At 64.5% G+C, this 21,943-nt stretch carries 20 protein-coding genes; 13 read left to right on the top strand and 7 right to left on the bottom strand.

Annotated features, from left to right (window positions below; translation table 11 throughout):
* The first annotated feature begins 192 nt into the window (after positions 1 to 192).
* From QQ658_RS00600 to QQ658_RS00610, 3 genes are read left to right on the top strand one after another with little or no spacing between them, the layout of a single operon-like run.
* Positions 193 to 996, top strand: coding sequence for a TIGR04255 family protein (locus QQ658_RS00600; protein ID WP_286025753.1), 804 nt, complete (start codon positions 193 to 195; stop codon positions 994 to 996).
* Positions 989 to 1,648 carry a hypothetical protein gene (locus tag QQ658_RS00605; protein WP_286025754.1) on the top strand — a complete coding sequence of 220 codons (660 nt, stop codon included), beginning with the start codon at positions 989 to 991 and terminating at the stop codon, positions 1,646 to 1,648. The genes QQ658_RS00600 and QQ658_RS00605 overlap by 8 nt, the downstream gene beginning before the upstream one ends.
* Before the next feature lie 3 nt (positions 1,649 to 1,651).
* Complete coding sequence (locus QQ658_RS00610) at positions 1,652 to 2,365, top strand: hypothetical protein (protein ID WP_286025755.1); 714 nt, start codon at positions 1,652 to 1,654, stop codon at positions 2,363 to 2,365.
* A 403-nt stretch (positions 2,366 to 2,768) separates the two neighbouring features.
* Here the strand turns inward: QQ658_RS00610 and QQ658_RS00615 are convergent, their stop codons facing one another.
* Positions 2,769 to 3,599, bottom strand: coding sequence for a helix-turn-helix domain-containing protein (locus QQ658_RS00615; protein WP_286025756.1), 831 nt, complete (start codon positions 3,597 to 3,599; stop codon positions 2,769 to 2,771).
* A 69-nt stretch (positions 3,600 to 3,668) separates the two neighbouring features.
* On the opposite strand from QQ658_RS00615, the gene QQ658_RS00620 reads away from it, so the two are divergent.
* On the top strand, positions 3,669 to 4,184 hold the full coding sequence (locus QQ658_RS00620; RefSeq protein WP_286025757.1) for a VOC family protein: 516 nt from the start codon (positions 3,669 to 3,671) through the stop codon (positions 4,182 to 4,184).
* 9 nt (positions 4,185 to 4,193) lie between these two features.
* Positions 4,194 to 4,574, top strand: coding sequence for a VOC family protein (locus QQ658_RS00625; protein ID WP_286025758.1), 381 nt, complete (start codon positions 4,194 to 4,196; stop codon positions 4,572 to 4,574).
* 317 nt (positions 4,575 to 4,891) lie between these two features.
* Here QQ658_RS00625 and QQ658_RS00630 read toward each other — a convergent pair whose 3' ends face one another.
* Complete coding sequence (locus tag QQ658_RS00630) at positions 4,892 to 6,142, bottom strand: MFS transporter (protein WP_286025759.1); 1,251 nt, start codon at positions 6,140 to 6,142, stop codon at positions 4,892 to 4,894.
* Between the two features lie 81 nt (positions 6,143 to 6,223).
* Between QQ658_RS00630 and QQ658_RS00635 the strand changes: the two genes are divergently transcribed.
* Complete coding sequence (locus QQ658_RS00635; protein ID WP_286025760.1) at positions 6,224 to 6,841, top strand: TetR/AcrR family transcriptional regulator; 618 nt, start codon at positions 6,224 to 6,226, stop codon at positions 6,839 to 6,841.
* Between the two features lie 51 nt (positions 6,842 to 6,892).
* Here the strand turns inward: QQ658_RS00635 and QQ658_RS00640 are convergent, their stop codons facing one another.
* Positions 6,893 to 7,690: a sulfite exporter TauE/SafE family protein gene (locus tag QQ658_RS00640; protein ID WP_286025761.1), complete on the bottom strand. Its 798-nt coding sequence runs from the start codon at positions 7,688 to 7,690 to the stop codon at positions 6,893 to 6,895.
* A gap of 86 nt (positions 7,691 to 7,776) precedes the next feature.
* Between QQ658_RS00640 and QQ658_RS00645 the strand changes: the two genes are divergently transcribed.
* Complete coding sequence (locus tag QQ658_RS00645; protein WP_286025762.1) at positions 7,777 to 8,556, top strand: AraC family transcriptional regulator; 780 nt, start codon at positions 7,777 to 7,779, stop codon at positions 8,554 to 8,556.
* A 9-nt stretch (positions 8,557 to 8,565) separates the two neighbouring features.
* Here QQ658_RS00645 and QQ658_RS00650 read toward each other — a convergent pair whose 3' ends face one another.
* Positions 8,566 to 9,246: a Crp/Fnr family transcriptional regulator gene (locus QQ658_RS00650; protein WP_286025763.1), complete on the bottom strand. Its 681-nt coding sequence runs from the start codon at positions 9,244 to 9,246 to the stop codon at positions 8,566 to 8,568.
* Between the two features lie 166 nt (positions 9,247 to 9,412).
* Here QQ658_RS00650 and QQ658_RS00655 point away from each other — a divergent pair, with 166 nt between their 5' ends.
* Entirely contained in the window at positions 9,413 to 9,652 is a 240-nt protein-coding gene (locus QQ658_RS00655; RefSeq protein WP_286025764.1) for a heavy-metal-associated domain-containing protein, read from the top strand.
* Between the two features lie 105 nt (positions 9,653 to 9,757).
* Positions 9,758 to 11,785, top strand: coding sequence for a heavy metal translocating P-type ATPase (locus tag QQ658_RS00660; protein ID WP_286025765.1), 2,028 nt, complete (start codon positions 9,758 to 9,760; stop codon positions 11,783 to 11,785).
* A 106-nt stretch (positions 11,786 to 11,891) separates the two neighbouring features.
* On the opposite strand, the gene QQ658_RS00665 is transcribed toward QQ658_RS00660, so the two are convergent.
* Positions 11,892 to 12,521 carry a dihydrofolate reductase family protein gene (locus QQ658_RS00665; RefSeq protein WP_286025766.1) on the bottom strand — a complete coding sequence of 210 codons (630 nt, stop codon included), beginning with the start codon at positions 12,519 to 12,521 and terminating at the stop codon, positions 11,892 to 11,894.
* A gap of 314 nt (positions 12,522 to 12,835) precedes the next feature.
* Between QQ658_RS00665 and QQ658_RS00670 the strand changes: the two genes are divergently transcribed.
* The 4 genes from QQ658_RS00670 to QQ658_RS00685 are packed head-to-tail and all read left to right on the top strand — an operon-like array spanning position 12,836 to position 18,101.
* The gene (locus QQ658_RS00670) at positions 12,836 to 14,422 is read left to right on the top strand and encodes an ABC transporter substrate-binding protein (protein WP_286025767.1); all 1,587 of its coding nucleotides are present in this window, start codon (positions 12,836 to 12,838) and stop codon (positions 14,420 to 14,422) included.
* Entirely contained in the window at positions 14,419 to 15,378 is a 960-nt protein-coding gene (locus QQ658_RS00675) for an ABC transporter permease (RefSeq protein ID WP_286025768.1), read from the top strand. The genes QQ658_RS00670 and QQ658_RS00675 overlap by 4 nt, the downstream gene beginning before the upstream one ends.
* Positions 15,379 to 16,281 carry an ABC transporter permease gene (locus QQ658_RS00680; protein WP_286025769.1) on the top strand — a complete coding sequence of 301 codons (903 nt, stop codon included), beginning with the start codon at positions 15,379 to 15,381 and terminating at the stop codon, positions 16,279 to 16,281.
* On the top strand, positions 16,281 to 18,101 hold the full coding sequence (locus QQ658_RS00685) for an ABC transporter ATP-binding protein (protein WP_286025770.1): 1,821 nt from the start codon (positions 16,281 to 16,283) through the stop codon (positions 18,099 to 18,101). The genes QQ658_RS00680 and QQ658_RS00685 overlap by 1 nt, the downstream gene beginning before the upstream one ends.
* A 68-nt stretch (positions 18,102 to 18,169) precedes the next feature.
* Here the strand turns inward: QQ658_RS00685 and QQ658_RS00690 are convergent, their stop codons facing one another.
* Positions 18,170 to 20,419, bottom strand: coding sequence for a RecQ family ATP-dependent DNA helicase (locus QQ658_RS00690; protein ID WP_286025771.1), 2,250 nt, complete (start codon positions 20,417 to 20,419; stop codon positions 18,170 to 18,172).
* 38 nt (positions 20,420 to 20,457) lie between these two features.
* Complete coding sequence (locus QQ658_RS00695) at positions 20,458 to 21,927, bottom strand: C69 family dipeptidase (protein WP_286025772.1); 1,470 nt, start codon at positions 21,925 to 21,927, stop codon at positions 20,458 to 20,460.
* Positions 21,928 to 21,943 lie beyond the last annotated feature (16 nt).

A 21,943-nucleotide genomic window follows, 5' to 3' on the forward strand; every position in this document is an offset into this window, starting at 1 on the left:
TACTGGCCTACTTGTACTTCTTCGTGATCTCGCGGTGAGCAGCCATCGACAAACTCCTTGCTTACGCGGCCAGGCAACCCCGATCAGTTACGCGGACATTCTCATCTGAGGCACGCGTGGACGCCTGGATCTTTCGCTGAGTCGTTTGGTTTCTGTTTCTGTTTCGGTTTCATCTCAGGTATGATCGCGGGCGTGAGGGAGCGAGAGATTTACCCGAACGCGCCGATCATCCTGATGGCAGTCGAGGTGCGGCACTCGCTATGCCAGCCACTCGAACGCAAGCAGGTGGCGCAGGTGTCCGCCGAGGTAATGCAGCTGTTGCCGCTGCCGAGTGAGCTGAACGAAGTCTCGATCACCGTCCAGGCAGCGCCAGGTGAGCAACCCGTGCAGCAGGTTGTGGCGACGTTCCCACGGTGGACGAGCCGCGACAAGCGGACCGCACTGACGATGCGCCAAGACAGCCTTGTCATTGAGACGACGAACTACGGCAGCTACGACCGAATGCGCGAACTACTTGAGGTGGCGCTTCGGCTACGGCAAGTGGTGGAGGTCCCTGGTGGAGTGGAACGTATCGGCTTGCGTTACATCGACGAGATCCGGGTTCCATTAGTCGACGACATACCAGACTGGAAGGAGTGGGTCGACTCTGCACTGCTGGGGCCGTTGAATATCGGCGGCGATCTGGGTCTTGTACCTGCCGTGAATGAGGGAGCAATCGTCTTCTCCCATGGAACAAGCAGCGCCTTGGTATTGCGTTACGGTGCGCAGAACGATTATGCGGTCCAGTCGACCCCGGAGCTTCGCCGTCCACTGCCTCCTCCGGGGCCGTTGTTCAAGCTGGATATCGACAGCTTCTGGCAGGCGGGTGATGAGATTCCCGAGTTCGATACGGACCGAGTTCTTGCACGGGCAGATTCGCTCCATGAGCCCGTACGAGGCGTCTTCGAAGACCTGATCACCGACCGGTTGAGAGAGGAAGTGTTGCGCAATGACTGACGTGCTGACGAGAAACCCGGCCGTAACCTCGGCCTTGGAGACGCGGGCCACGGCCAGCAATGCGGGTGCGACCTCGGCGCTGACGGAAACGCGTCTGATGGCCGCGGGCCTTACCTCCGAGATCGGCGGCAACCGGAGCGTGATGAGCGCCCTGAACGAGGACTACACGACCCTGCACAAGCGCATTCACGATGTGGAGTGGCGTACGGTCGCCGCGGAGCGCGGCAAGGCCAGCGTGACCTCCATGCTGGGAGAGCTTGCTGATCTTGGTTTCGCCTGGCGTGACATCGCGCAGATGGTCGGCGTGAGTGTCCCTGCGGTCCAGAAGTGGCGGAAGGGTGAGAAAGCATCTGGTGACAGCCGCGCTCGGCTTGCGAGTCTGCTTGCCGCGTGTGACTTGATCGCCTCCCACTACATGGTGGACGAGATTGCGTCTTGGTTTGAGATGCCGTTGTCGCCGTCGGTTCCGGTCACTCCGATCACGCTGTATGCCGCGAACCGGGCTGACCTTGTGTTCGAGTTCGCCAGTGGGCATACCGATCCGGAGGTGCTGTTGACGGAGTTCGACCCGGAGTGGCGTGAGCGTTACCGGTCCGACTTTGAGGTGTTCGAAGCGGGCGACGGCAATCGCTCGATCCGTATGAAGGGTTGACCGTTGGGCAAGGATCTCGAATCACCGTACGTAGGGGGTGTCCCGGACTGGGATGCCCTCTATCGTGCGCGCGGAGACGAGGTGTCCAGAACGCGTCCCATCTTCACGGGCGATGTCTTCACGGGTGTGCAGTTGCCGGGCTCGTCAGGAAGGGTGAAAGCACGATCTGTGGTGGTCCTCCAGCACCCGTGCTCCATGCGCAGCAATGGGGTCGACCTCGCTTGGCACATCCTCGTTGTTGAGGTCAGCAACCGGAAGATCATCGAAGAGCCGGGCTGGACGGGCGGGAACTTCAATCTGATGCCCTTCCCTGACTTGCGCCCGGACGTCACGAGCCAGGCGCGCGATCAGGCGGCAAACTTCGACAACATCTACACCGTTGAGCCCGGCCAGCTGGTCACGCGGATTGCTACGCTCTCGCCCTTCGGCGTGAACCTGCTCCTTCAGCGTTGGGTGCATTACAGCTCCCGTGTCGTCGTTCCTACGCAGATCTTTCACGAACAGACCGTCGCTTTCTACGAGGAAGCCGACCTCATCGAAGAATGGTGCGACGAGGCACCCAACGATGACCTACGAGGCGAGACGCTCGCCTGCCTGGAATGGCTGCGAACCGACCGCGACGGAACGACCTACCAAGAAATGTTGAAGAATCCGCAGTCGCACAGCATGATCCGCCGCGCGATGCGCAAAGAACTCAGAGAACGAAATCAGGGTTGAGAACGAAGAATCTTGCTGAGGGTCGCGCTACGTTATGGGCCGCAGCCGACGAGCTGCGTGCCAACTCGAAGCTCACGGCCGCACAGTACCGCGACCCAGTACTCGACCATGTGCTCGCCGCTTATGGCGATAATCACGACAGTGCGTACTCGCCACGCATCGACATCGGATACTCCGACTCGATCCAAGCGGAGTTCGACGGAGCATTCGACGCGCAGCTCGTTGTCCTCGTCGATGAGGACCTTCGTGAAGAATGCCGGATGAACTCGATGAGCCTCAGACGGAAGGGCAGCATCGGATCGTGGTATTGCGACCGTGGTGGGTCTGGCTCTCACACTAAGACACGCCCGGGAGCGCCAAGCCATGGCGCTCGCCGAGCGCTGCGCGTCTAGCTTCGGCATGCTTACGGCGCGAGCCGAAGGTCGACTGCGTCGCTCTGCGCATCGGCACGGAGTCCGCGGCGGTAGTCAGCGGGTGCAAGGCCAAGAACCTGACGAAAGTCGCGCGTGAGGTGCGCATGATCGGCATAGCCAAGTTCGGCGGCTACCTGGCCGATCGTCAGTGAGCTGTCCTCGCGTATCCGCTCGGCGGCTTCTTGCAGGCGGTAGCGACGGATGATTGCTAAGGGCGGGACTCCGACGTAGCGATGGGTCACGCGCTGAACGTGTCGCGCGGTGATGTTGACGAGCTTCGCGATCTGGTCGATTCGTATGATCTCCGAATCTGACGCAATCAGGTCTTCAATGGCGTTTGCCAGCAGTCCGCCCTCGTCGGCCGGAGTCAGCCGAGCCTCTGCCCAGCTGGCAAATGCCGCAGCCGCGTGTGCGGTGGCATCGGTCTCGCGCTCGCTCTGCATTGCGGTGACAACCGCACCGTGCAGCTCAGGCGCGTCGATGGTGATTGTGCTGTCGCGGATGCCGCTGGGCTCGTCGCACAGTGACGCAACCGCTGCGGGGCGCAGCAATGCTCCGACAGCCCAACCTTTCCCGCGCAGGTCGCGATACGAGGCCCGCGTTGTTGGCCCCTGGAGGGTCACACCGTTCGGCTCGACCACGAGATTGGATGCGGGGAAAGGCAGCACATGCTGCCGCGACGAGCGCCCTAGCGGGATGTCCCAACGCGGAATCCAGAACCATCGGATGAAGTCAGCCAGCTCGGCCGGCGCCGCGACACGTTGGAACGTCGGCAGCCGCGTCGGATAGAGCACGCCACGTCCGCTGATTACCTGCGGCATCCGCTCTCCCTTCGGACTGGTCGCAAATCTTCAAGACACTATGCCCAGCCCGTCAATAGCGTGAAGGCTATGAACGACAATAACTCAGCTCGGACAGGCGTCACCGGTGAGCACACGACCGCCGGTGTACCGCACGGTTTCACCAGCCTGACACCCTTCCTGGCCATTCCTCGCGCCGCTGAGGCCGCAGAGTTTTACCATTCGGTCTTTGGTGCCCGTGTTTTGGATATCACCGAGATGGGCGGCGTCGTCGTGCACGCGGAGCTCGATTTCGGCAACGGGCACCTGCAGATCGGCGAACCGAACGCTGCCTTCGGGTTAGTGCCGCCTCCCGAGGGAGACGGCGATTGCTATTCGATCGGCCTGTACTGTGCGGATGTTGACGCTGTTGTCGAGCGTGCAGAACTAGCAGGCGCGACGATTCGGGAAGCGCTCACGACGTTTGTCTCTGGCGACCGTTACGCGTCAATCCGTGATCCATTCGGGGTTCGTTGGTCGATCATGACCCGCGTTGAAGACCTCAGCGATGAAGAAAGTGCGCAACGAGTCGAGCAATGGGCAAAGGCACAGGAAACATTAGCCTAGGAGCCTCCCGTGAACATCACTCAGACCGCAATCTCGCTCAACGTCTCCGACATCGACGCATCGGCGTCGTTCGCCAAGACGCACTTCGGCTACGAGGAAGCAATGGCGTCAGACGGGTTCGTGTCGCTCCAGCACGCCACGGCTGGCCCCAACCTGATCTTCCTGGCGACCGGAATGCCTACCTTCAAGCCGAGCGAGATCGCCGGACCGGCTGGCCAGGGCCTGCTACTCGTTTTCGTGGTGGACGATCTCGACGAGCAGTTCAAGCGGATCGAGAAGGCTGGAGCCCGCGTTGTGACACCGCCAGAGACCGAGCCGTGGGGCGAACGCTACTGCCAGTTCGCGGACCCGAACGGGCTCATCTGGCAGCTCGTGCAGTGGGTCAACTGACGTGCCCTGACCAGCGAATCCTTATCGCTCAGCCGGGTCGGTCCAGAACGGCCATGTCAACCGAACCAATCCGGATTGCTCGGGCGTATCGAGCTGTACTGGGGCGAGACCTGCAGCTCACGATTCAGAGCTACGACGCCTCAAGTCCGCGTGCTGATGCGATGACTGCCTGGGCTCGCTGGCCGGGTCCGCGGGTCGTCCCGCCTGCCTCCGTGACCGCCCGGCATCGTAGATGGATCGCCACCGTGGCGCGGTGTATACGGAAGTGCTCGGCGACCTCCCGCATGGTCTTTCCGTTGCGGTACATCGTAACCAGCTCATTCACTTGGTCGGGAGGGAGAAGGGTTTGAGCCATCCCAAGTGAACGCACCATCCGACCCCTGGAGTCCACCACGGATGAACGCACCGGTCACGGCGATCGCGGCTGCGGCGATGAAGGCAGCGCGCGGGCCAGTGCCCTCGGAGACAACACCGAGCGTGGCAGCACCAACGGCCTGGCCGAGGGCGATGATGAGGAATGCGAGTCCGACGCCGGCTGCGGGGGTCTGGGGGTAGACCTCGGTCCCCCAGATCAGCAGCAGTCCGGTCAACGCGATGTAGGTGGCGCCGAACGCCGCCGATGCCAGCCACGCGACAGCAAGGGTGCCTGGGTATGCGATTAGCAGGATCGTCGCGGCGGCGAGGACGAGCATGGCCGTCATCCAGCTGGGTCTGATGCCGAACCGGTGGGTCAGGTCGCCGGTTGCTGCGCCGAGCATGCCGAAGGCGCCGAGGAAGATCCATGCGATGGACGAGCCGGATTCACTCATTCCTCCGGTGTTGATGAGTACGTCGCGTCCGAAAGTCCATACGGCAGAGCTTGCCATTCCCATCAGCAGCGCAGCGGTGATCAGGCGTCCGCTGCCGGTCGGCAGGAGGGGCTGCGGGAGCTGGGCCTCGACCCGGCCTGTGCCGGAGCGCTTCGTCGGCCCGGAGGGAACCGTGAACACGACCCACATGGTGACAAGGGCGCAGACAATCGCGAACACGACCCAGGCGGCCCGCCAGTGCTCATGGGTCAGCAGCGCGATCGGGCCGGCGATGGCGACACCGACGCCGGTGCCTGCGTTGATCACCGTCTGCGTCCGATCGCGTATCGGCGCTTGCACGGTGTGAGCGACAGCGTGCGCCAAGGGCGGGGATGCCACCCCGGTACTCGATCCAGCGATGAGCACCCCGACTGCCAGCACGCCGGATGTCGGTGCGATCGCGACGATGACCACGCCTACGGTCGCGATGATGCCCGCTGCGGCGGCGACGGTGCGTCCGCCGAACCGTGGAGTGAGGATCGTGGAGGCGATGATCGCGATGCAGTACGAGACGTATGAGCCAGAGGCGATCACTCCGGCTGTGCCGGCATCGAGGGCGAACTCTGTGCGGAAGACCGGCACGAACAGCCCGTATGCGAACCGGGCCAGCCCGTAGCAGACCGCGATCAACGACAGGCCCGCGCCAGTCAGCCACAGTGTTTGACGTCGACTGAGCAAGCCGGTGGGGTTGCCCTCGATCACGGTGTTCTGCTCTGGCACCCCTACTCCTATCTCACAGGTCTGTGAACCTCACTCCACGCTAGGTACACTGGTCTGTGAAGTCAATGTCGAGGAGCCCGGTTGAAGTTTGAAGACGACCCGTCGGCGGTGCTGCAGGTGCCGCGGTTGACCCCTGGGGCGCAGCGCATCGTGGACGTGGCTTCCCAGCTGTTCTACCGGCACGGCATCCATGCGGTCGGCGTCGATACGATCGCCGCGGCGTCCGGTATCACCAAGCGCACGCTCTATGACCGGTTCGGATCGAAAGATCAGCTCGTCGCGGTCTATCTCCAGGTCCGTCACCAGCGGTGGTGGGATCGGATGGAACGGCGTCTTACCCATGAGCCGGAGGCCCCGGTGCTGGCCCTGTTCGACTCCTACGCCGAGGACTCCGAGACCTCGGATCGAGGCTGCGCGTTCATCAACGCCGCCGCTGAGCTGAGCGTGGATCACCCCGCCTACCGGGTGATCCGCGCCCACAAACAAGCCGTGCTGGACCGCTTGGTCCAGCTGCTCGGTACCGGATCTGCCGCGGACCATGAGGATACGGTGGCGGTCGCGCAGGAGATCTACCTGCTGCTTGAGGGCGCCATTGCCCATCGCGGTATCGATGGCGATGACCGGCTACTGAGACGCGCACGCGAGGTGACGAAGCGGCTCATCGATGACCGTGGCCTCAACGCGAGCGGTGGCAGATGACTTGACGCCCTCCAGCCAAACTCAGCCTTTCGACCCGGGCGGCGCCACTCCTCAGATCAATGGGAGAAGCATCGCCACCAGTACCACGAAGAGCAGACCTATATAGGTCCACGCATGCATTCGATCAGGAATGTGGGGCGGACGACGGCGTAGCGCCACGATCACCGGGATGGCGCCGACAAGGAGAAATGCCGCGGCGCCCAGGTCGACGATGCCGACCGCAAGCACGGCTCCATGGACGTCCTCGGTGTGACGAGCAGTGAGGAATACCAGGCCGGCGGGGACGCTGATCGCGAGAGTGAGCGGATTCGCCAGTGCGGTTGCCTGGCTCATGGGAAGGCCGGAGCGGCGCAGGAGCGGGACGGTCATGACACTGCCCCCGACACCGAGGAATGCCGCGACGGCTCCGATCGGTGCACCCAGCACGGTCGGGATAGCAGCTCCTCTCGAGGTGCCGTGCGCGCCGACGGCCGGACGGAGGAAACCCGGACGGACGAGCACGTCGAGAATGGTAGCCGCAACATAGACCACGAATCCCCAGGAGATGATCGTGGAAGGAACGGCCAGCGCGACTACCGCGCCGAGAAGCCCGCCGACGGCGAGTAGCACGAGAAGGGGCGACCGCCCGCGTAGCCGTCCGAGTGTCGTGTTGGGCGTGGCCGACGTGGCGATGGCGGCGTTGATCACCATGACGATCGCCGAGGTAGCCACCGCAACCGTGCCTGCCGCACTGCCGACGGCGGCATCGGCCCAGACGATCACGGGAACGGTGACGAACCCGCCGCCGAACCCGAACAGCACGGTGGTAAGCCCGGTCAGGATGCCGATGAAAACAAGCGCGAGGATCATCACTCACCTATTCCAGCGCCAGGCGAGGGCGCACACATTCGGTTGTCGGGCAATTACTATCGAGATTCGGCCAGTATCCTGATCGGGTGAGAAATGTGACGCTCGAGGAGGTGGACTCGCTGCCGGTGGCGGTGTTGCCGATTGCGACCGTCTACCCGCCCGATCATCTGCTGGTCTGGCACGAGCATCGCCGTGCGCAGTTCCTCTACGCGGCTACCGGGACGATGCTGGTGGAGACGGACGATGGTGCCTGGACGGTGCCGGGTGAGCGGGCGGTGCTGATCCCGCCGAATGTGCGACACCAAGCCCGGATGCTCGACGTTGAGACGAACAGTCTTTACATCAACGCCGCGGCCGTCCCCTGGTGGCCGGGCGTCTGCCGCGTCGTCGAAGTCGGGGCGCTCACGCGTGAACTGCTGCTGACTGCGTCCGACATCGACCCCCGTGACGGGATGGACGAGCGTGACAACACGGTGCTGGCACTGATCCTGCACGAGCTGTCCCGGCTCGCCGACGTCCCTCTGCACATTCCGATTCCGCCCGAGGTGCCGTTCGGACGCCTGTGCCGCCGGTACCTTGCTGCCCCCGATCTCGCCATCGGGAACGCACAATGGTCGCGAGAAGCCGGTATGAGCGAGCGGACGCTGACCCGCCGGTTCCGGGAGGAGACCGGGATGAGCCCGGCGGCATGGCGTTCCCGCGCCAGGCTCCTCGCTGCGATCCCACTGTTACGGCACCAGAGCGTCACCGAGGTGGCCGGTCGACTCGGATACGCGACTCCCGCGGCGTTCTCCTACGCCTTCACGCGCGCCTTCCACACCGCGCCATCACGACTTTCCCTCGCCGCGATCCGGCCTTGCCGATGAAATCCTGTCCTAATCGGGAGTGGCCATGCCCTCGAGTGCATCGGCGTCCAAGATCGTGATGTCGCGCCGGTGAACTTCGATGATGCCCGCGGTGACCAGCGCCGAGAGACGCCTGCTCAGGGTTTCCGGAGTGGTGCCGAGGTAGGAGGCGATTTCTTGCTTCGCCATCGGCAGATGCACCTCCGGTAGACCGTCTCGCATTCGGGTGGGCAGATCCAGCAGGTAGGCGGAGATGCGGGCGCTGACGTCACTGGAGGTGATGGCCGTCAGCAGCCGCTCGACCGACGACAGCCGATCTGACACGGTGCGCAGCATCCGCAGACCGATATCGGGATACCGGTGCACCAAGGAGGCGAGATCGGAGTGATCGAAGACGCACATCTGGCTGTCTTCCAGCGCGACGGCGAGATCATTCGGCTGCCTGCCGGTCAGAAAAGCACGCTCTCCGACGACGTCGCCTTCGCCGACCGTGCGCAGAATCTGCTCCTGCCCACTCAATGACGGGTGGACGACCTTGAGCTGCCCGCTGTGCATCACCAACAGACTCGACGCTGCCCGTCCGGGCGAGTAGACGGTCTCGCCCTTTTTGACATGGGCGGGACGAGCAAACTCCGCGACGCGCAACTGTTCTGGACGCGACAGTCCCTGAAAGATCGGGACGCGGGTTACGCACAAATCGTCGTCGGCCATGTATCCCACCCTACTGAGACCCCGCACCTCTCCACTCGTCCGGCACCGCTCGATGCGGCGTCCATTACGGCCATGACGCGAACTTGATCTGCGTCAAGGAAACGTGGCGACCGCGAACCTACGGTGAAGCCGTCAACACGAAATACCAGTAGAAAGGGATCGTCTGATGACTGCATCCACAACCGCCATGACCCACACCGTTCTGCGCGCCGAGGGCTTCTCCTGCCCATCATGCGTGGCCAAGATCGAGAAGCAGCTCGGCCGCCTCGACGGCGTCGAGAACGTGCAGGTTCACTTCGCGTCCGCCCGCATCGAGATCGACCATGACCCCGCCCGCGTCTCGGTGGACGACCTGGTCGCCGCAGTCGGCAAGGCCGGCTACCAGGCCACCCCGGCGGCGTTCTGAGCCAAACGGACCGCCCGGACAAAACGCTCGGGCGGTCCACTTCCTCACTTCCTTAATCACGTCGGCGGGGCGTCCGATCGTCCACCAGAAAGGTCAGGATCGAAAATGAACAGATTGCAGAGATGGGCACGCGGCAACTGGCTGGTTCCAGTGGTGTCCGGCGTCCTCATCGTCGTCTCATTCGCCATCCGCCGGTTGATCGCAGGCGTCGCGAACCTCACCCTCAGCGCCCAGTGGTGGCTCGATGCCGGTGCGCACGCCACGCATTCGGTCGGTGAATTCACCCTGGCGGATGCCTTCATGCTCGCGGCGGCCGCGATCGCAGGTTTCCCGATCGTGGTCAAGGCCACGCGGGCGCTGCTCGCTCGGGTGATCGGCATCGACCTGCTGGTCTCGGTCGCGGCAATCGGAGCCATAGTCATCGGCAACTTCTGGGAGGCGGCGGCCGTCACATTCCTCTTCGCGATCGGCCACGCCCTGGAGGCTGCCACCTTGAACAAGACACGCTCGGCGCTGGCCGAGCTGGTGGCCGTCGCGCCCGATTCCGCGATCGTGATACGCGACGGCGAACAACGTGAGATCCCGGCCGGTCAGGTGCGAGTCGGCGAGATCGTCCTGGTCAAGAACGGGGCCAAGGTCCCTGTGGACGGCCAGGTGGTGGCGGGCAACGGCGCCATCGACGAGGCCTCCATCACCGGCGAGTCTGTTCCGGCGGAGAAAAGTATGGACGACCCGGTGTTCGCCGGCACCATCTCCCGGGGCGGCTTCCTGCAGGTAAAGGCCACCGGCGTGGGAACGGACACCACCTTGGCCCGCATCATCCACCGGGTGGAGGAGGCTCAGGACGCCAAGGCGAGAACGCAAAGTTTCATCGACCGGTTCTCGAAGTGGTACACACCCGGGGTGATGATGCTGGCCCTGGTCGCCGGCCTGGCCAGCGGCGATGTCGTGCTGGGGTTGACGTTGCTTGTCATCGGCTGCCCGGGTGCCCTGGTGATCTCGATCCCGGTGGCGATCGTCGCCGGCATCGGCCGCGCGGCACGCGACGGCATCTTGATCAAGGGCGGCGAATTCTTGGAGGACTCGGCGAAGATCTCGGCTGTTGCCCTGGACAAGACCGGTACGCTCACGGCCGGTCATCCTCAACTGACCGATGTGATCGCCCTCGACCGGACGATGACCCGCGACGAAGTCCTGACTTGGGCAGCCGCCGCCGAGGCCGGTTCTGAGCACCCACTTGCTCGTCCGATCGTGGACGCGGCACGCGAGCGGGCGGTCGCGCCGACGGAGCTCGCCGACAGCGTGCTGCCCATCCCCGGCAAGGGGATCGCGTCCAACTATCGGGGCCGGCAAGTGCTGATCGGCAACACCGCCCTCCTTGAGCAGTATGGCGTCGGGGGTGATGCCGGCGTCCACGCCGCTCGGATCGTGCAGGATCTGGCCGCGGGCGGCAAGACCGCCATGATCGTCGTCCTCGACCGCATGGTGATCGGCGTGGTTGCAGTCGCCGATCAGATTCGTGCGGACGCTCCGGAAATGGTTGCGCGGCTGCACCGCGCCGGAGTGCAGAAGGTCGTCATGCTCACCGGGGACGCGCAGCCGGTCGCCGAAGCCGTGGGGAAGACCGCCGGAATCGACGAGATTCACGCTTCCCTTCTTCCCGAAGACAAGCTGGATGTCGTCACCGAACTGCAGCGGCAGGGTCATACGGTCGCGATGGTCGGCGATGGCGTGAACGACGCTCCGGCGCTGGCGAGTGCCGATGTCGGCGTGGCCATGGGAGCCGCCGGTTCGGCTGTGGCCGTCGAGACGGCAGACATCGCTTTGATGGGCGATAACCTGCTCAAGCTGCCGGAGGCGATCGGCCTGGCCAAGCGGACGACCAGGGTGATGCGGCAAAACATGGCCGTCGCGCTGATCACGGTGCTGGCGCTGCTCGCCGGGGTCTTCGCCGGCGGGGTGACGATGTCGATAGGCATGCTCATTCACGAGGCCTCCGTGCTCGTGGTGATAGCCAATGCGATGCGGCTGCAACGCCATGCCAAGGCAGTTGTTACCCCAGTGACAAGCCAATTCGGTGATGGGCGACGACGCGGGCTGCCGCACGCCGAAGCCACTGTCGGCGTCTCGTAATTGCACATATGCAGGTAGATACCTGCGCAATGGAGCACGAGTAGCCACCTTGCATCGCGACGACTTGGTATGCGAGCAAGGTGGCTCGCGGCGTGAGCCCCTCCTCTCAGGAGCGGCGATATTCGGCGAGTAGTACGCCGGAGTCGAACGCGTGCGTGCCGGCTCGCTCCAACATTGCGGGGGCGTATTCGCGCGCCCCGAACAGTGGTATCCCGTTACCGAAGAGCACCGGGTTGATCTTCAGCGCGAGCCGGTCGATCTCGTCCGCGAGGACCGCTGCGAGTGTGCCGCCACCGCACAGCCAGATATCTTTTCCGTCCTCTTTCTTCAGGGCGCGAACGGTCGCTACCGGGTCGGCCGACGTGAAGTGCACCGCCTCGCTGCCTGCTGGCCCCTCATGGCTGCGGGTGAAGACGATCTGCCGCAGATGCTGATAGGGGCTGGGCAGGTGATGGTCGGGAAGGCCGACGGCGTAGGTGTTCCATCCCATGAGCACGGTGTCGAATGGACCATCGGCGACCGACAGACCGGCGGCTTCGGCTATCTGCGTCGGAGCCGTGCCCCGATATCGCTCCCAGATCGGTTCCATATGGTCGCCCTCGACGAGGAAGGAGTCGAATTCTCCATGTGGGCCAGCGATATAGCCGTCAAGGCTGACGGCGACGTAGTAGGTGAGGTTTCGCACTTCGTCCTCCAACCACAACAGATGCGATTTGACGGGCTGCTGTTCGATCATCTCACACCGCGGCCTAGTCCCGACAACCCGAAAATGACAGCCGATATCGGAGGCTGGTGGACTCAAGTTTCCCGGCGCAACAGGCTCCGGATCGTCCATCGATAGTTGCCAACGGGGTATCACCCGCCTATCGTCAGTGCATAATCGTTGGAGCAAGGTGGCTCTTCGATGAGGAAGGCGGGGATCTGACAGAAATGACATGCGGCTTCGCGCGATGATCGCCGCTGACACCTCTGGGTGTTCTGGAGTCGTTACTTTGTAGTCTGCGGCTTGGCGGCGTGGCTGTGGGATCCGTGTTCCGAAAGGGAAGCCACATGGGTAGCGCAACGCGCTTGTCAGATTCAAAATGGACGCCAACCCGGCGCGCGTTCTTGGGCGGGGCGACGATGACCGGCCTGGGAGCGCTGCTGGCTGCATGCGGCGGAACCCCGGGCACGGGGCCTGCGTCCGAACTCACCGGTCCGCCACAAAAGGGCGGCACTTTGCGGGTCGGGTTCGTCGGCGGGGGAGCGGCCGACACGCTTGACGGAGCGGTTGCCACAAACATCGGCGACGTCGCCCGCGCCATCCTCATGTACAACACCCTGATGTACCACGACGACGACTACGAGTTGCGTCCTATGCTCGCGACCTCGGTGACCTCAAACGCGGACGCAACTGTGTGGACGGCCAGCCTGCGCGCCGACATCAAGTTCTGCGACGGCCGGCCGATGACCGCGGACGATGTGGTGGCCAGCATCGAGCGGATCATCGACCCGGACGATCCCAAGAACGGCGGCGCAGGTCTCGCGTCCGTCGATACCGTCATCGCGATCGATGAGCACACGGTCGAATTTCACCTTGCGACACCCGATTCGGCGCTCGACGACGTGCTCAGCAATTACGACATCACCATCGTGCCCGCAGATTTCGATATCGAGAATCCTGTCGGCACCGGGCCGTTCATGCTCGACCGTTTCGTTGCCGCGCAGATGACCGTTCTGCAGGCCAACCCGTATTACTGGGGCGACGAGGGCCCCTATCTCGACTCGGTCGAGCTGCTGAATTTCAACGACACGGACGCACTGATCAATGCTTTGTTGTCGACCCAGGTCGATGTGGTCGCCCAGATTCCCGCGGCGCTGTCCGAGGTGATCGCCGCCGATCAGCGGATGCGCGTGCTCGATTCGGAGACCGGCATGTGGCTGCCGTTCACGATGCGCACCGACGTCGCCCCCTTCGACGATGAACGGGTGCGGCAGGCTTTCCGGCTGGCGATCGACCGCGACCAGATGGTCAACCAGGTGTTCTCCGGGCATGGACGCGTGGCCAACGACATGTTCGGGCCCTACGATCCGGCCTACCCCGATTTCCCGCAACGGACGCAGGACATCGCCGAAGCCAAACGCTTGCTTGCCGAGGCCGGATACCCCGACGGCCTGGAGGTCGAACTCGTCACCGCGCCGATCCAGGCGGGTGTTGTCGAGGCCGCACAGGTGTACGCCGAACAGGCCGCGCAGGCAGGCATCACGGTCACGATCAACCGGATGGATCTCACAACCTATTGGGGCGGCTACCTCGAATACCCGTTCTCGCAGAGCTTCTGGTACACCCGCAACTTCTTGCCGCAGGCCAACAACGGGACGATGCCCGATTCCCCGTTCAACGAAACTCACTGGACCGATGAAGAATTCGCGAATCTGGTCGGGCAGGCGCGCAGCGAAACCGACCAGGCGGCCCGCGTCCAGCTCATCGAACAAGCGCAGCAGATTCTGTACGAGCGGGGCGGGCTCATCATCTGGGGATTCGGCGATCAGTTGGACGCCTACCAGTCCTACGTCGGCGGGTTCGTGCCGAACAAGACGGGGCTGCCGCTGTCCGGATTCCAACTCCATCGGGTATGGATCGGAGACATCTCATGATCGTCCGACTGATTGCCAAACGCCTGGGCGTCAGCATCATCATTCTCTTCGTCGTCTCGATGCTGATCTTCTTCGCGACCTTGCTGCTGCCGGGTGACCCGGCGCAGGCGATACTCGGCCAACAGGCCACTCCCGAGCGGATAGCCGCCATTCATGAACAGATGAATCTCGATGACCCCGCCTGGCAGCGCTATCTGCTCTGGCTGGCCGGCATCTTCCACGGCGATTTCGGAGTCTCGGTCGCCACGTCGCAACCGGTTTCGGCGCTCATCGGCGAACGGGTCGGCGCCTCACTGGTGCTGATGATCTCTGCCGCCGTCATCTCGATTCCCGCCGGGATTCTCATTGGTATCTTCTCGGCCCTGCATCGCGGACGCCCGGCCGATTCGGCGGTCACCGGTATCTCACTGGTGCTGGCGGCACTGCCCGAGTTCGTCATCGGCATCGCGCTCGTCACATTGTTCTCGACCTCGGTGTTCCGGGTGCTTCCGGCGGTCACCATGCAACCACCCGGCACCAGAGTGTGGGACTTCCCGGCACAGCTCATTTTGCCCGTGGCGGTGCTGGTGCTCGTCGTCACTCCCTACATCGCGCGCATGATGCGGGCCACCATGCTGGAGGTGCTCGACTCCGGCTATGTCGAGATGGCCCGGCTCAAAGGGGTCCCCGAACGGCGCGTCATCTTGCGCCACGCGCTGCCGCACGCGATCGGGCCGGTCGCCCAGGTCATTGCGATTCAGCTCGCCTGGATGGCCGGTGGCGTGGTGGTCGTCGAGTTCTTGTTCCGCTACCCGGGGCTCGGGCAGGCGCTCATCGATGCGGTCAACTACCGCGACGTCATGGTCGTCGTGGCGATCACCATGATCATCGCCGTCGTCTACATTGTGGTGAACCTGCTCGCCGACATCGTCGGCATCTTGACGAACCCGAAACTTCGCACCGGAGGAGGCAAGTAGATGACGAACTCACAGCTAACCTCTCCGGCGAGCATGATGCAAAGCAAGGACGCCGGGACCAAGCGCCGCAACACCGTGCTGACCCGGTTCTGGAGCCAGCGCCAGGCGAAGGTTGGTGCCGTCCTCACCGGGCTCGTGCTGCTCCTCGCCTTGTTCGGGCCGCTGTTGTTGCCGTGGGCGACCGGATACTCGACCACCGAGTTCGCGGGGCGTCCATTCCAACCCGATGGCATGTTCGGCACCGACAATCTCGGACGCGATGTCTGGTCGAGATTCCTCGCCGGTGGTCTCAACCTGATCGTTTTCGCGGTGCTCGCGACCCTGCTCGGGCTGGTGCTGGGAGTCGTCCTCGGGATGCTCGCCGCCTACGCGGGCGGCTGGCTGGATTCGCTGATCATGCGGGCCAACGATGTACTGCTCGCGGTGCCGCAGCTCGTGGTCGCCCTGCTCGCGGTCACCGTGCTCGGGCCGCGCGGCTGGGTGCTGGTGAGCGTGATCGGCCTCACGCACGCCCCGCGCATCGCACGGGTGGCGCGCTCGGCCACCCTCGGTGTCATCAACGAGGACTACATCCGCGTCGCAGAAATGTATGCCATGCCGCGCGGGCGCATCCTGATGCGCGAGATCATGCCGAACATCACCGGTCCGATGGCGGTCGAGGCTGGGCTCAGGCTCACCTATTCGATCGGCGCGATCGCGTCGCTGTCGTTCCTCGGGCTCGGCATTCAGCCGCCCGCCGCCGATTGGGGCCTGATGATCAACGAGAACCGCATCGCGTTGTCGCTGGAGCCGGCCGGTGTGTTGCTGCCGGTGCTCGCGATTGCCGTGCTGACGATCGGCACGAACCTCATCGCGGACTCGATAGCCCGGGCGTCCGCCAGCTCGAACGCAGGGGAGCGATGATGGCGAAAACCAAACAGCAGCCAGATCTTCGTCCGGCGGTCAACACCCGTGACGAGGGCACCGCATGGCATGCGCGCGTGGAGGCGGGCGAGCACATCCTCGAGGTCGACGACCTGACGATTTCGGCGACTGCCACAGGCAACGCGGTCGTGAAAAATGTTGACCTCGATCTGATGGCGGGCGAGATTCTCGCGCTCGTCGGGGAATCGGGGTCGGGCAAGACGACGGTCGGGCTGGCCCTGCTCGGTCACATCCGCCGCGGGCTGGAACATTCCGGTGGAACCGTCAATCTCTACGCCTCGCACAGCGACCAACCGGTCGAGATGATGACCTTGGACGAGGCGTCCAGGCGCGAACTGCGCGGTGCCCGCGTCAGCTACATCCCGCAAGATCCGGCACTGTCATTGAACCCGGGCATCAGGGTCGGCAGGCAGATCCGCGAGGTGCTCGACATTCACGGCTACGGTGCCTCCGACGCGGACCGCGCCGACCGGGTGCGCTCGGTGCTGCGCGAGGTGGGCCTGCCCGACGACGACACCTACCAACGCCGCTGGCCACACCAGCTTTCGGGCGGTCAACAGCAGCGCATCGGCATCGCGATGGCGTTCGCCATGTATCCCGATGTGATCGTGCTCGACGAGCCGACCACCGGCCTTGATGTCACCACGCAGGAGCAGGTGCTCGAGACAATCCGCGAGATGACGGTGAAGCACAATGCCGCCGGGCTTTACATCACCCACGACCTCGCGGTCGTCTCCGAGATTGCCGACCGCGTCGCCGTGATGTTACGTGGCCAGATCGTGGAGGTCGGCGATGCCGCGCAGATCTTGCACCACCCGCAACACGACTACACGAAGCGGCTTCTTGCTGCCGTGCCGGATCTGGCCGGCCGGAACCAGCTCGGCTCGGTCGCCAAAATCGACGAACAGACGTCGGCGTTCATCACCGGCGAGGTCGATGCTGTGACGGACGAGACGATGGCCGACGAGATCGCGGAATTGGCTGCCTCGGACGGTGTCACCGCCAAGCCGGATATGTCGGCTACCTCATCGTCACCCGAAGAGCCGAGCATCGCATTGACGGTGCGTGACCTGAACGTCAGCTACGGCAACAACCAGGTGCTGCGCGGCGTCGGCCTCAAGGTCGACGAGGGCCAGTGCACGCTGCTGCTCGGCGAGTCGGGTTCGGGAAAGACGACCCTGGCGCGGGCGATCGCGGGAATCCTGGACGCCGATTTTACCGGTGTGATCGAATACGAGGGCGAACAGCTCGCGATTTCGACCCGCGATCGCACGCTCGAACAGCGCAAGAAGATCCAGTACATCTTTCAGTCGCCGTTCTCCTCGTTGAATCCACGCCGCACGCTGGGGCAGTCGCTGGTGGTTCCCCTCGAGATGGCAGGGGATCTGGACGCGCATGGCCGGCACGAACGCGTCCGAGATGCGCTCGATGCGGTCCGGCTGGGACGGCAGTTCTATGACCGGCGGCCGGGCGATCTGTCGGGAGGCGAACGGCAACGCGCCGCGATCGCGCGTGCGCTGGTGGACATGCCCTCGGTGCTCGTCTGCGATGAGATCACGTCGGCTCTCGACGTCTCCGTGCAGGCCAGCATCATCTCGCTGCTGCACACCATCCAGGAGGAGCTCGGCCTGTCGATGCTGTTCGTGACCCACAACATTGCGCTCGCCAGGCATATCGCGTCGCGTGTCGCGGTGTTGAACCGTGGCGTGATCGTCGAGGAGGGTCCGGTCGATTCCGTACTGGATCATCCGCAGCACGACTACACCCAGGAGCTGCTCACAAACGTCCCGGCGCTTTAGCCCGGTAGCGTTCGCCGTCGTGCGCGCCATTGAGAGCTCGCCCAATAGCTGATAGCTGCGGAGGAGACTCAGCCTTCTTGGGCGAGGGCAAAGGGCAATACGGGGCCGGACCCGGCACGGCGCAGCAGGCGGGCGGCGATCGTCATCGTCCAGCGGGTGTCGATCACGTCGTCGACCAGCAGGACCGGTGCGCCATTCAGTACCGCGAGCTGCTCGGCGAGTTCGTCGGGAATCACGAACCGGTTCCACAGGGCCTTGATCCGGAAGGCGCTGTTACGTGCACCGTGCAGGGGTGCTGCCCCGGGAGCAAGCGCGAGGGTTCCGAGGTCCTTGAGCCGGCCGATGCGCGCCAGCCCTGCGGCGAATGAGCCGACGAGCCGCGGCCTGGTCGTCGACGGGATGGCGATGACGGCACCCGGACGCTGCTCCCAGCCCCAGGCAGCCAGCACTTCGACAGCGCGGTTGCCGATCTTCGCCGGTAGCTCCTGGTCGATTCTGATCCCGTTCTCATCGGTGCCCAGCAATGCCCGCAATTGTGTCGCCCAGCCGAGGTCGGACATCCGGGCGATCACCCGTCCGGGTTCGGCGCGCTCGCCGGCGGCGATGTTGCCCTTCGGGGTCGCGCCGTCTTCGTCGATGATCCCGAGACGTTCCAACCCCTGCGGCCACTGCTTGCGCGGCTCGACCGGTACGCCGACCCGCCCCAGCAGGGCGCTCACCTCGGCGCCGACCCGATCAGTGCTGCCCGATCCCGGTGATCCGGGTTCGGGATACCAGGGATCCTGGCACACATCGCATCGTCCGCACGGCTGGGCGGTCTCGTCGTCCAGCTGATGTGCCAGGAACAGCATCCGGCATTGTTGCGGATCTCCGGGAGCAAGGTGTTCGTAGGCGAGCATCGCCTCCTGCTCGGATTGCCGGGCCTTCGCCACCGTTGCGTAGCGCGCCGCGTCGTAGGTCCACGGACGACCCGTCGCGGCCCAGCCGCCCCTGACGTTCTCGCCGGCGCCTTCGACCGCGAGCACTTTGAGCAGCAACTCGAGTTGCGAGCGGCGCACCTCGACGCGCGTCTCCAACGCCGGGATGGACAGCGGGGCGTCGGCGTCCGACAGCGCGGCGATCACCTGGTCGGCCGCGTCTTCGGTGGGCATGGATGCCGTGGCGAAATAGTCCCAGATCGCACGGTCTTCCCGCCCCGGGAGCAGCAACACGTCTGCGCTGTCGGTGGCGCGACCCGCGCGTCCGACCTGCTGGTAGTAGGCGATAGGCGAGCTCGGGGCGCCCAGATGAACCACGAACCCGAGATCGGGCTTGTCGAAGCCCATGCCCAGAGCGCTGGTCGCCGCCAGCGCCTTGACCTCGTTGTTCTTGAGTGCCTGTTCGAGCTCGGCCCGCTCCTCGGCGTCGGTGCGCCCTGTATAGGCCTTCACCGGACGCCCGGGCCGGTCGAGCAACTCGGCGAGATCCTCGGCGGCGGAGACGGTGAGCGTGTAGATGATGCCGGAGCCGGGCAATTCGTCGATGTGAGTGGCCAGGTAGCTGAGGCGATCGAGGTCGTCCGGCAGCGTCAGACAGCCCAACCGCAGCGAGGTGCGGGTGAGCGGGCCGCGCAAGGTGAGGACGCCGGAGTCCGGCATCTCATGGCCGGCATGGACGCCTAGTTGCTCCTCGACATCGGCGACCACCCGCCGGTTCGCCGTCGCCGTGGTCGCGAGTACCGGGACGGCCGGGTCGAGTCCGGCAATCAGATCTCGCAGCCGGCGATAGTCCGGCCGGAAATCGTGGCCCCAATCCGAGATGCAGTGCGCCTCGTCGATCACCAGCAGCCCACAGCGTTCGACCAGCCGGGGCAGCTGCTGCTCGCGGAACCGCGGATTCACCAGGCGTTCCGGGGAAACCAGGAGCACATCGATCGTGTCGTCCGCGAGCGACTGCTCGATCTGCTGCCACTCGGTGGGGTTGGCGGAGCTGATGGCCTCCGCCCGCACCCCCACCCGGCGGGCCGCGGCGACCTGGTCGCGCATCAGCGCGATGAGCGGCGAGATGATCAGGGCCGGGCCGCTGCCTCGCCGGCGCTGCAGCAGAGCGGCCAGAAAATACACCGCGGACTTTCCCCAGCCGGTCCGCTGGACGACGAGCGTCCGCCGGTGGTCCGCCACGAGCGCCTCGATCGCCTCGAATTGGCCGGGGCGAAAGTCCGCGTCCGCGTTGCCGGTCAGGGCGTGCAAAGCCTCGAGGGTCTCGATCCGTAACGGCTCGCGTGATGCGGGCCTGCCATCATCCGTAAGAGCGGTGTCAGGAGCGTCGATGGGCGTCATGATCGTCAGTTTGGCAGTGCCTACTGACAATTTCTGTGTCAGTTGTCCGAGCGGGAGAATCGGTTGTGCATGCCATTGCTCGCGACGACCAGCACCGCACTCAGCAGGGCGTCCGTTTCGGTACGGATCTGTTCGGCAAGCCTCTCATTCGCTGTCGCCAACGCTTCGGATACCGCGGAGCCCTCGAGAGCCGAGACTTGGTCGTCCGCCCTTGCCACCGCGAAGTGACCGATCGCGCCGGTCTTCTCCTGGTAACGCTCGACCTCGGGGATCGCGTCGGCGAAGTGGGCGTCCGCAAGTGCTGCGATGATCCGCGACGACCAGTACAAGGTGTCGGTGGTCACTCGCCCGGTGGTCGATTCCAGGTAGCCGGGCACGGTCTCGACGTTGGTGAACAGCGGCACCAGCGTGTTGAAGGGGTTGGACGCGAACGCCACCCACTGAATGGCCCGCGACGCCTCCGGACGGTAGGGCCGGATCTGCAGCACCGACAGCTGAGAGTGCCGGTTGATGCCGATCGGACGATACAGATGGCGCTGTGCCTCGGTGCCGAGCGGCGAATACGGGTCGTAGCCGGTGCCCTGATAGTGGGCGCTCAGCACATCCTTGACATCCTCGATCGTCAGCTTGCGCTCGGGAATTCGCGACCACGGAATGTCATCCGAGGTCGGGGAGAGCCTGGGCGCTGTCCCGGTGAAATCGGCGGACGAGGGGTTGAGGCGGCGCTGCATATCCCAGGCGCGCGGCGTGTTGTAAACATGGTCGGAGTCGGTGTGCGAGCCGAAAACCTCACGTGGGTTGATGACCGACGACGGAGCCAGCGCCAGATCCAGATGGTGCTCGTTGATGAAAGAACGCAGATCGGCGGACGCAAGATATTCGCGGCCCGCGCCCTCGGCGTCGTCCAGATCGAAGCTGTCGATGCCCAACTGGTTAGGCATGGTGACATATCGATCGTCGGGAACCCGGCGAGCGATCCAATGGTGCCCGCCGACCGTCTCCAGCCACCAGATCTCGTCCACATCGGAAAACGCGACACCGTTCATCTCGTAGGTGCCGTATCGCTCGAGCAGGGCGCCCAGCCGCAGCACGCCCTCGCGGGCGGAACGGATGTAGGGGAGCACCAGCGTGAGGAAATCCTCCTCGCCGATGCCACCAGGCTGATCGCCCTGCCGCTCGACGAACGGATCGGCCCCGCGCACTCGCTGGTTCGTGGTGAGCGTCTCGGTCGCGCTCATGGCGACGTTCGCGGCGTTGATGCCCGCCGCGCCCCAGATCCCCTCCGTGTCAACCGCGTTCGGTGTAGCCGTGTAGCGCATCGGGTCATTCGGCAGATCGATCGTGAGATGGCCGATCACCGACGTGTAGTGCCGCGGCTGATCCTCGGGCCGGACGACGGTGACCCGCTTCGGATTCCACTCGCCGTTGGCCGAATCCTCATTGCGGGCGACCAACGTCGACCCGTCGTAGCTCGCGTCCTTACCCACCAGAATGGTTGTGCAACCCACCGTGCGTCCTCTCGTC

This window comes from Propionimicrobium sp. PCR01-08-3 (genome assembly GCF_030286045.1).
GTDB lineage: Bacteria > Actinomycetota > Actinomycetes > Propionibacteriales > Propionibacteriaceae > Brooklawnia.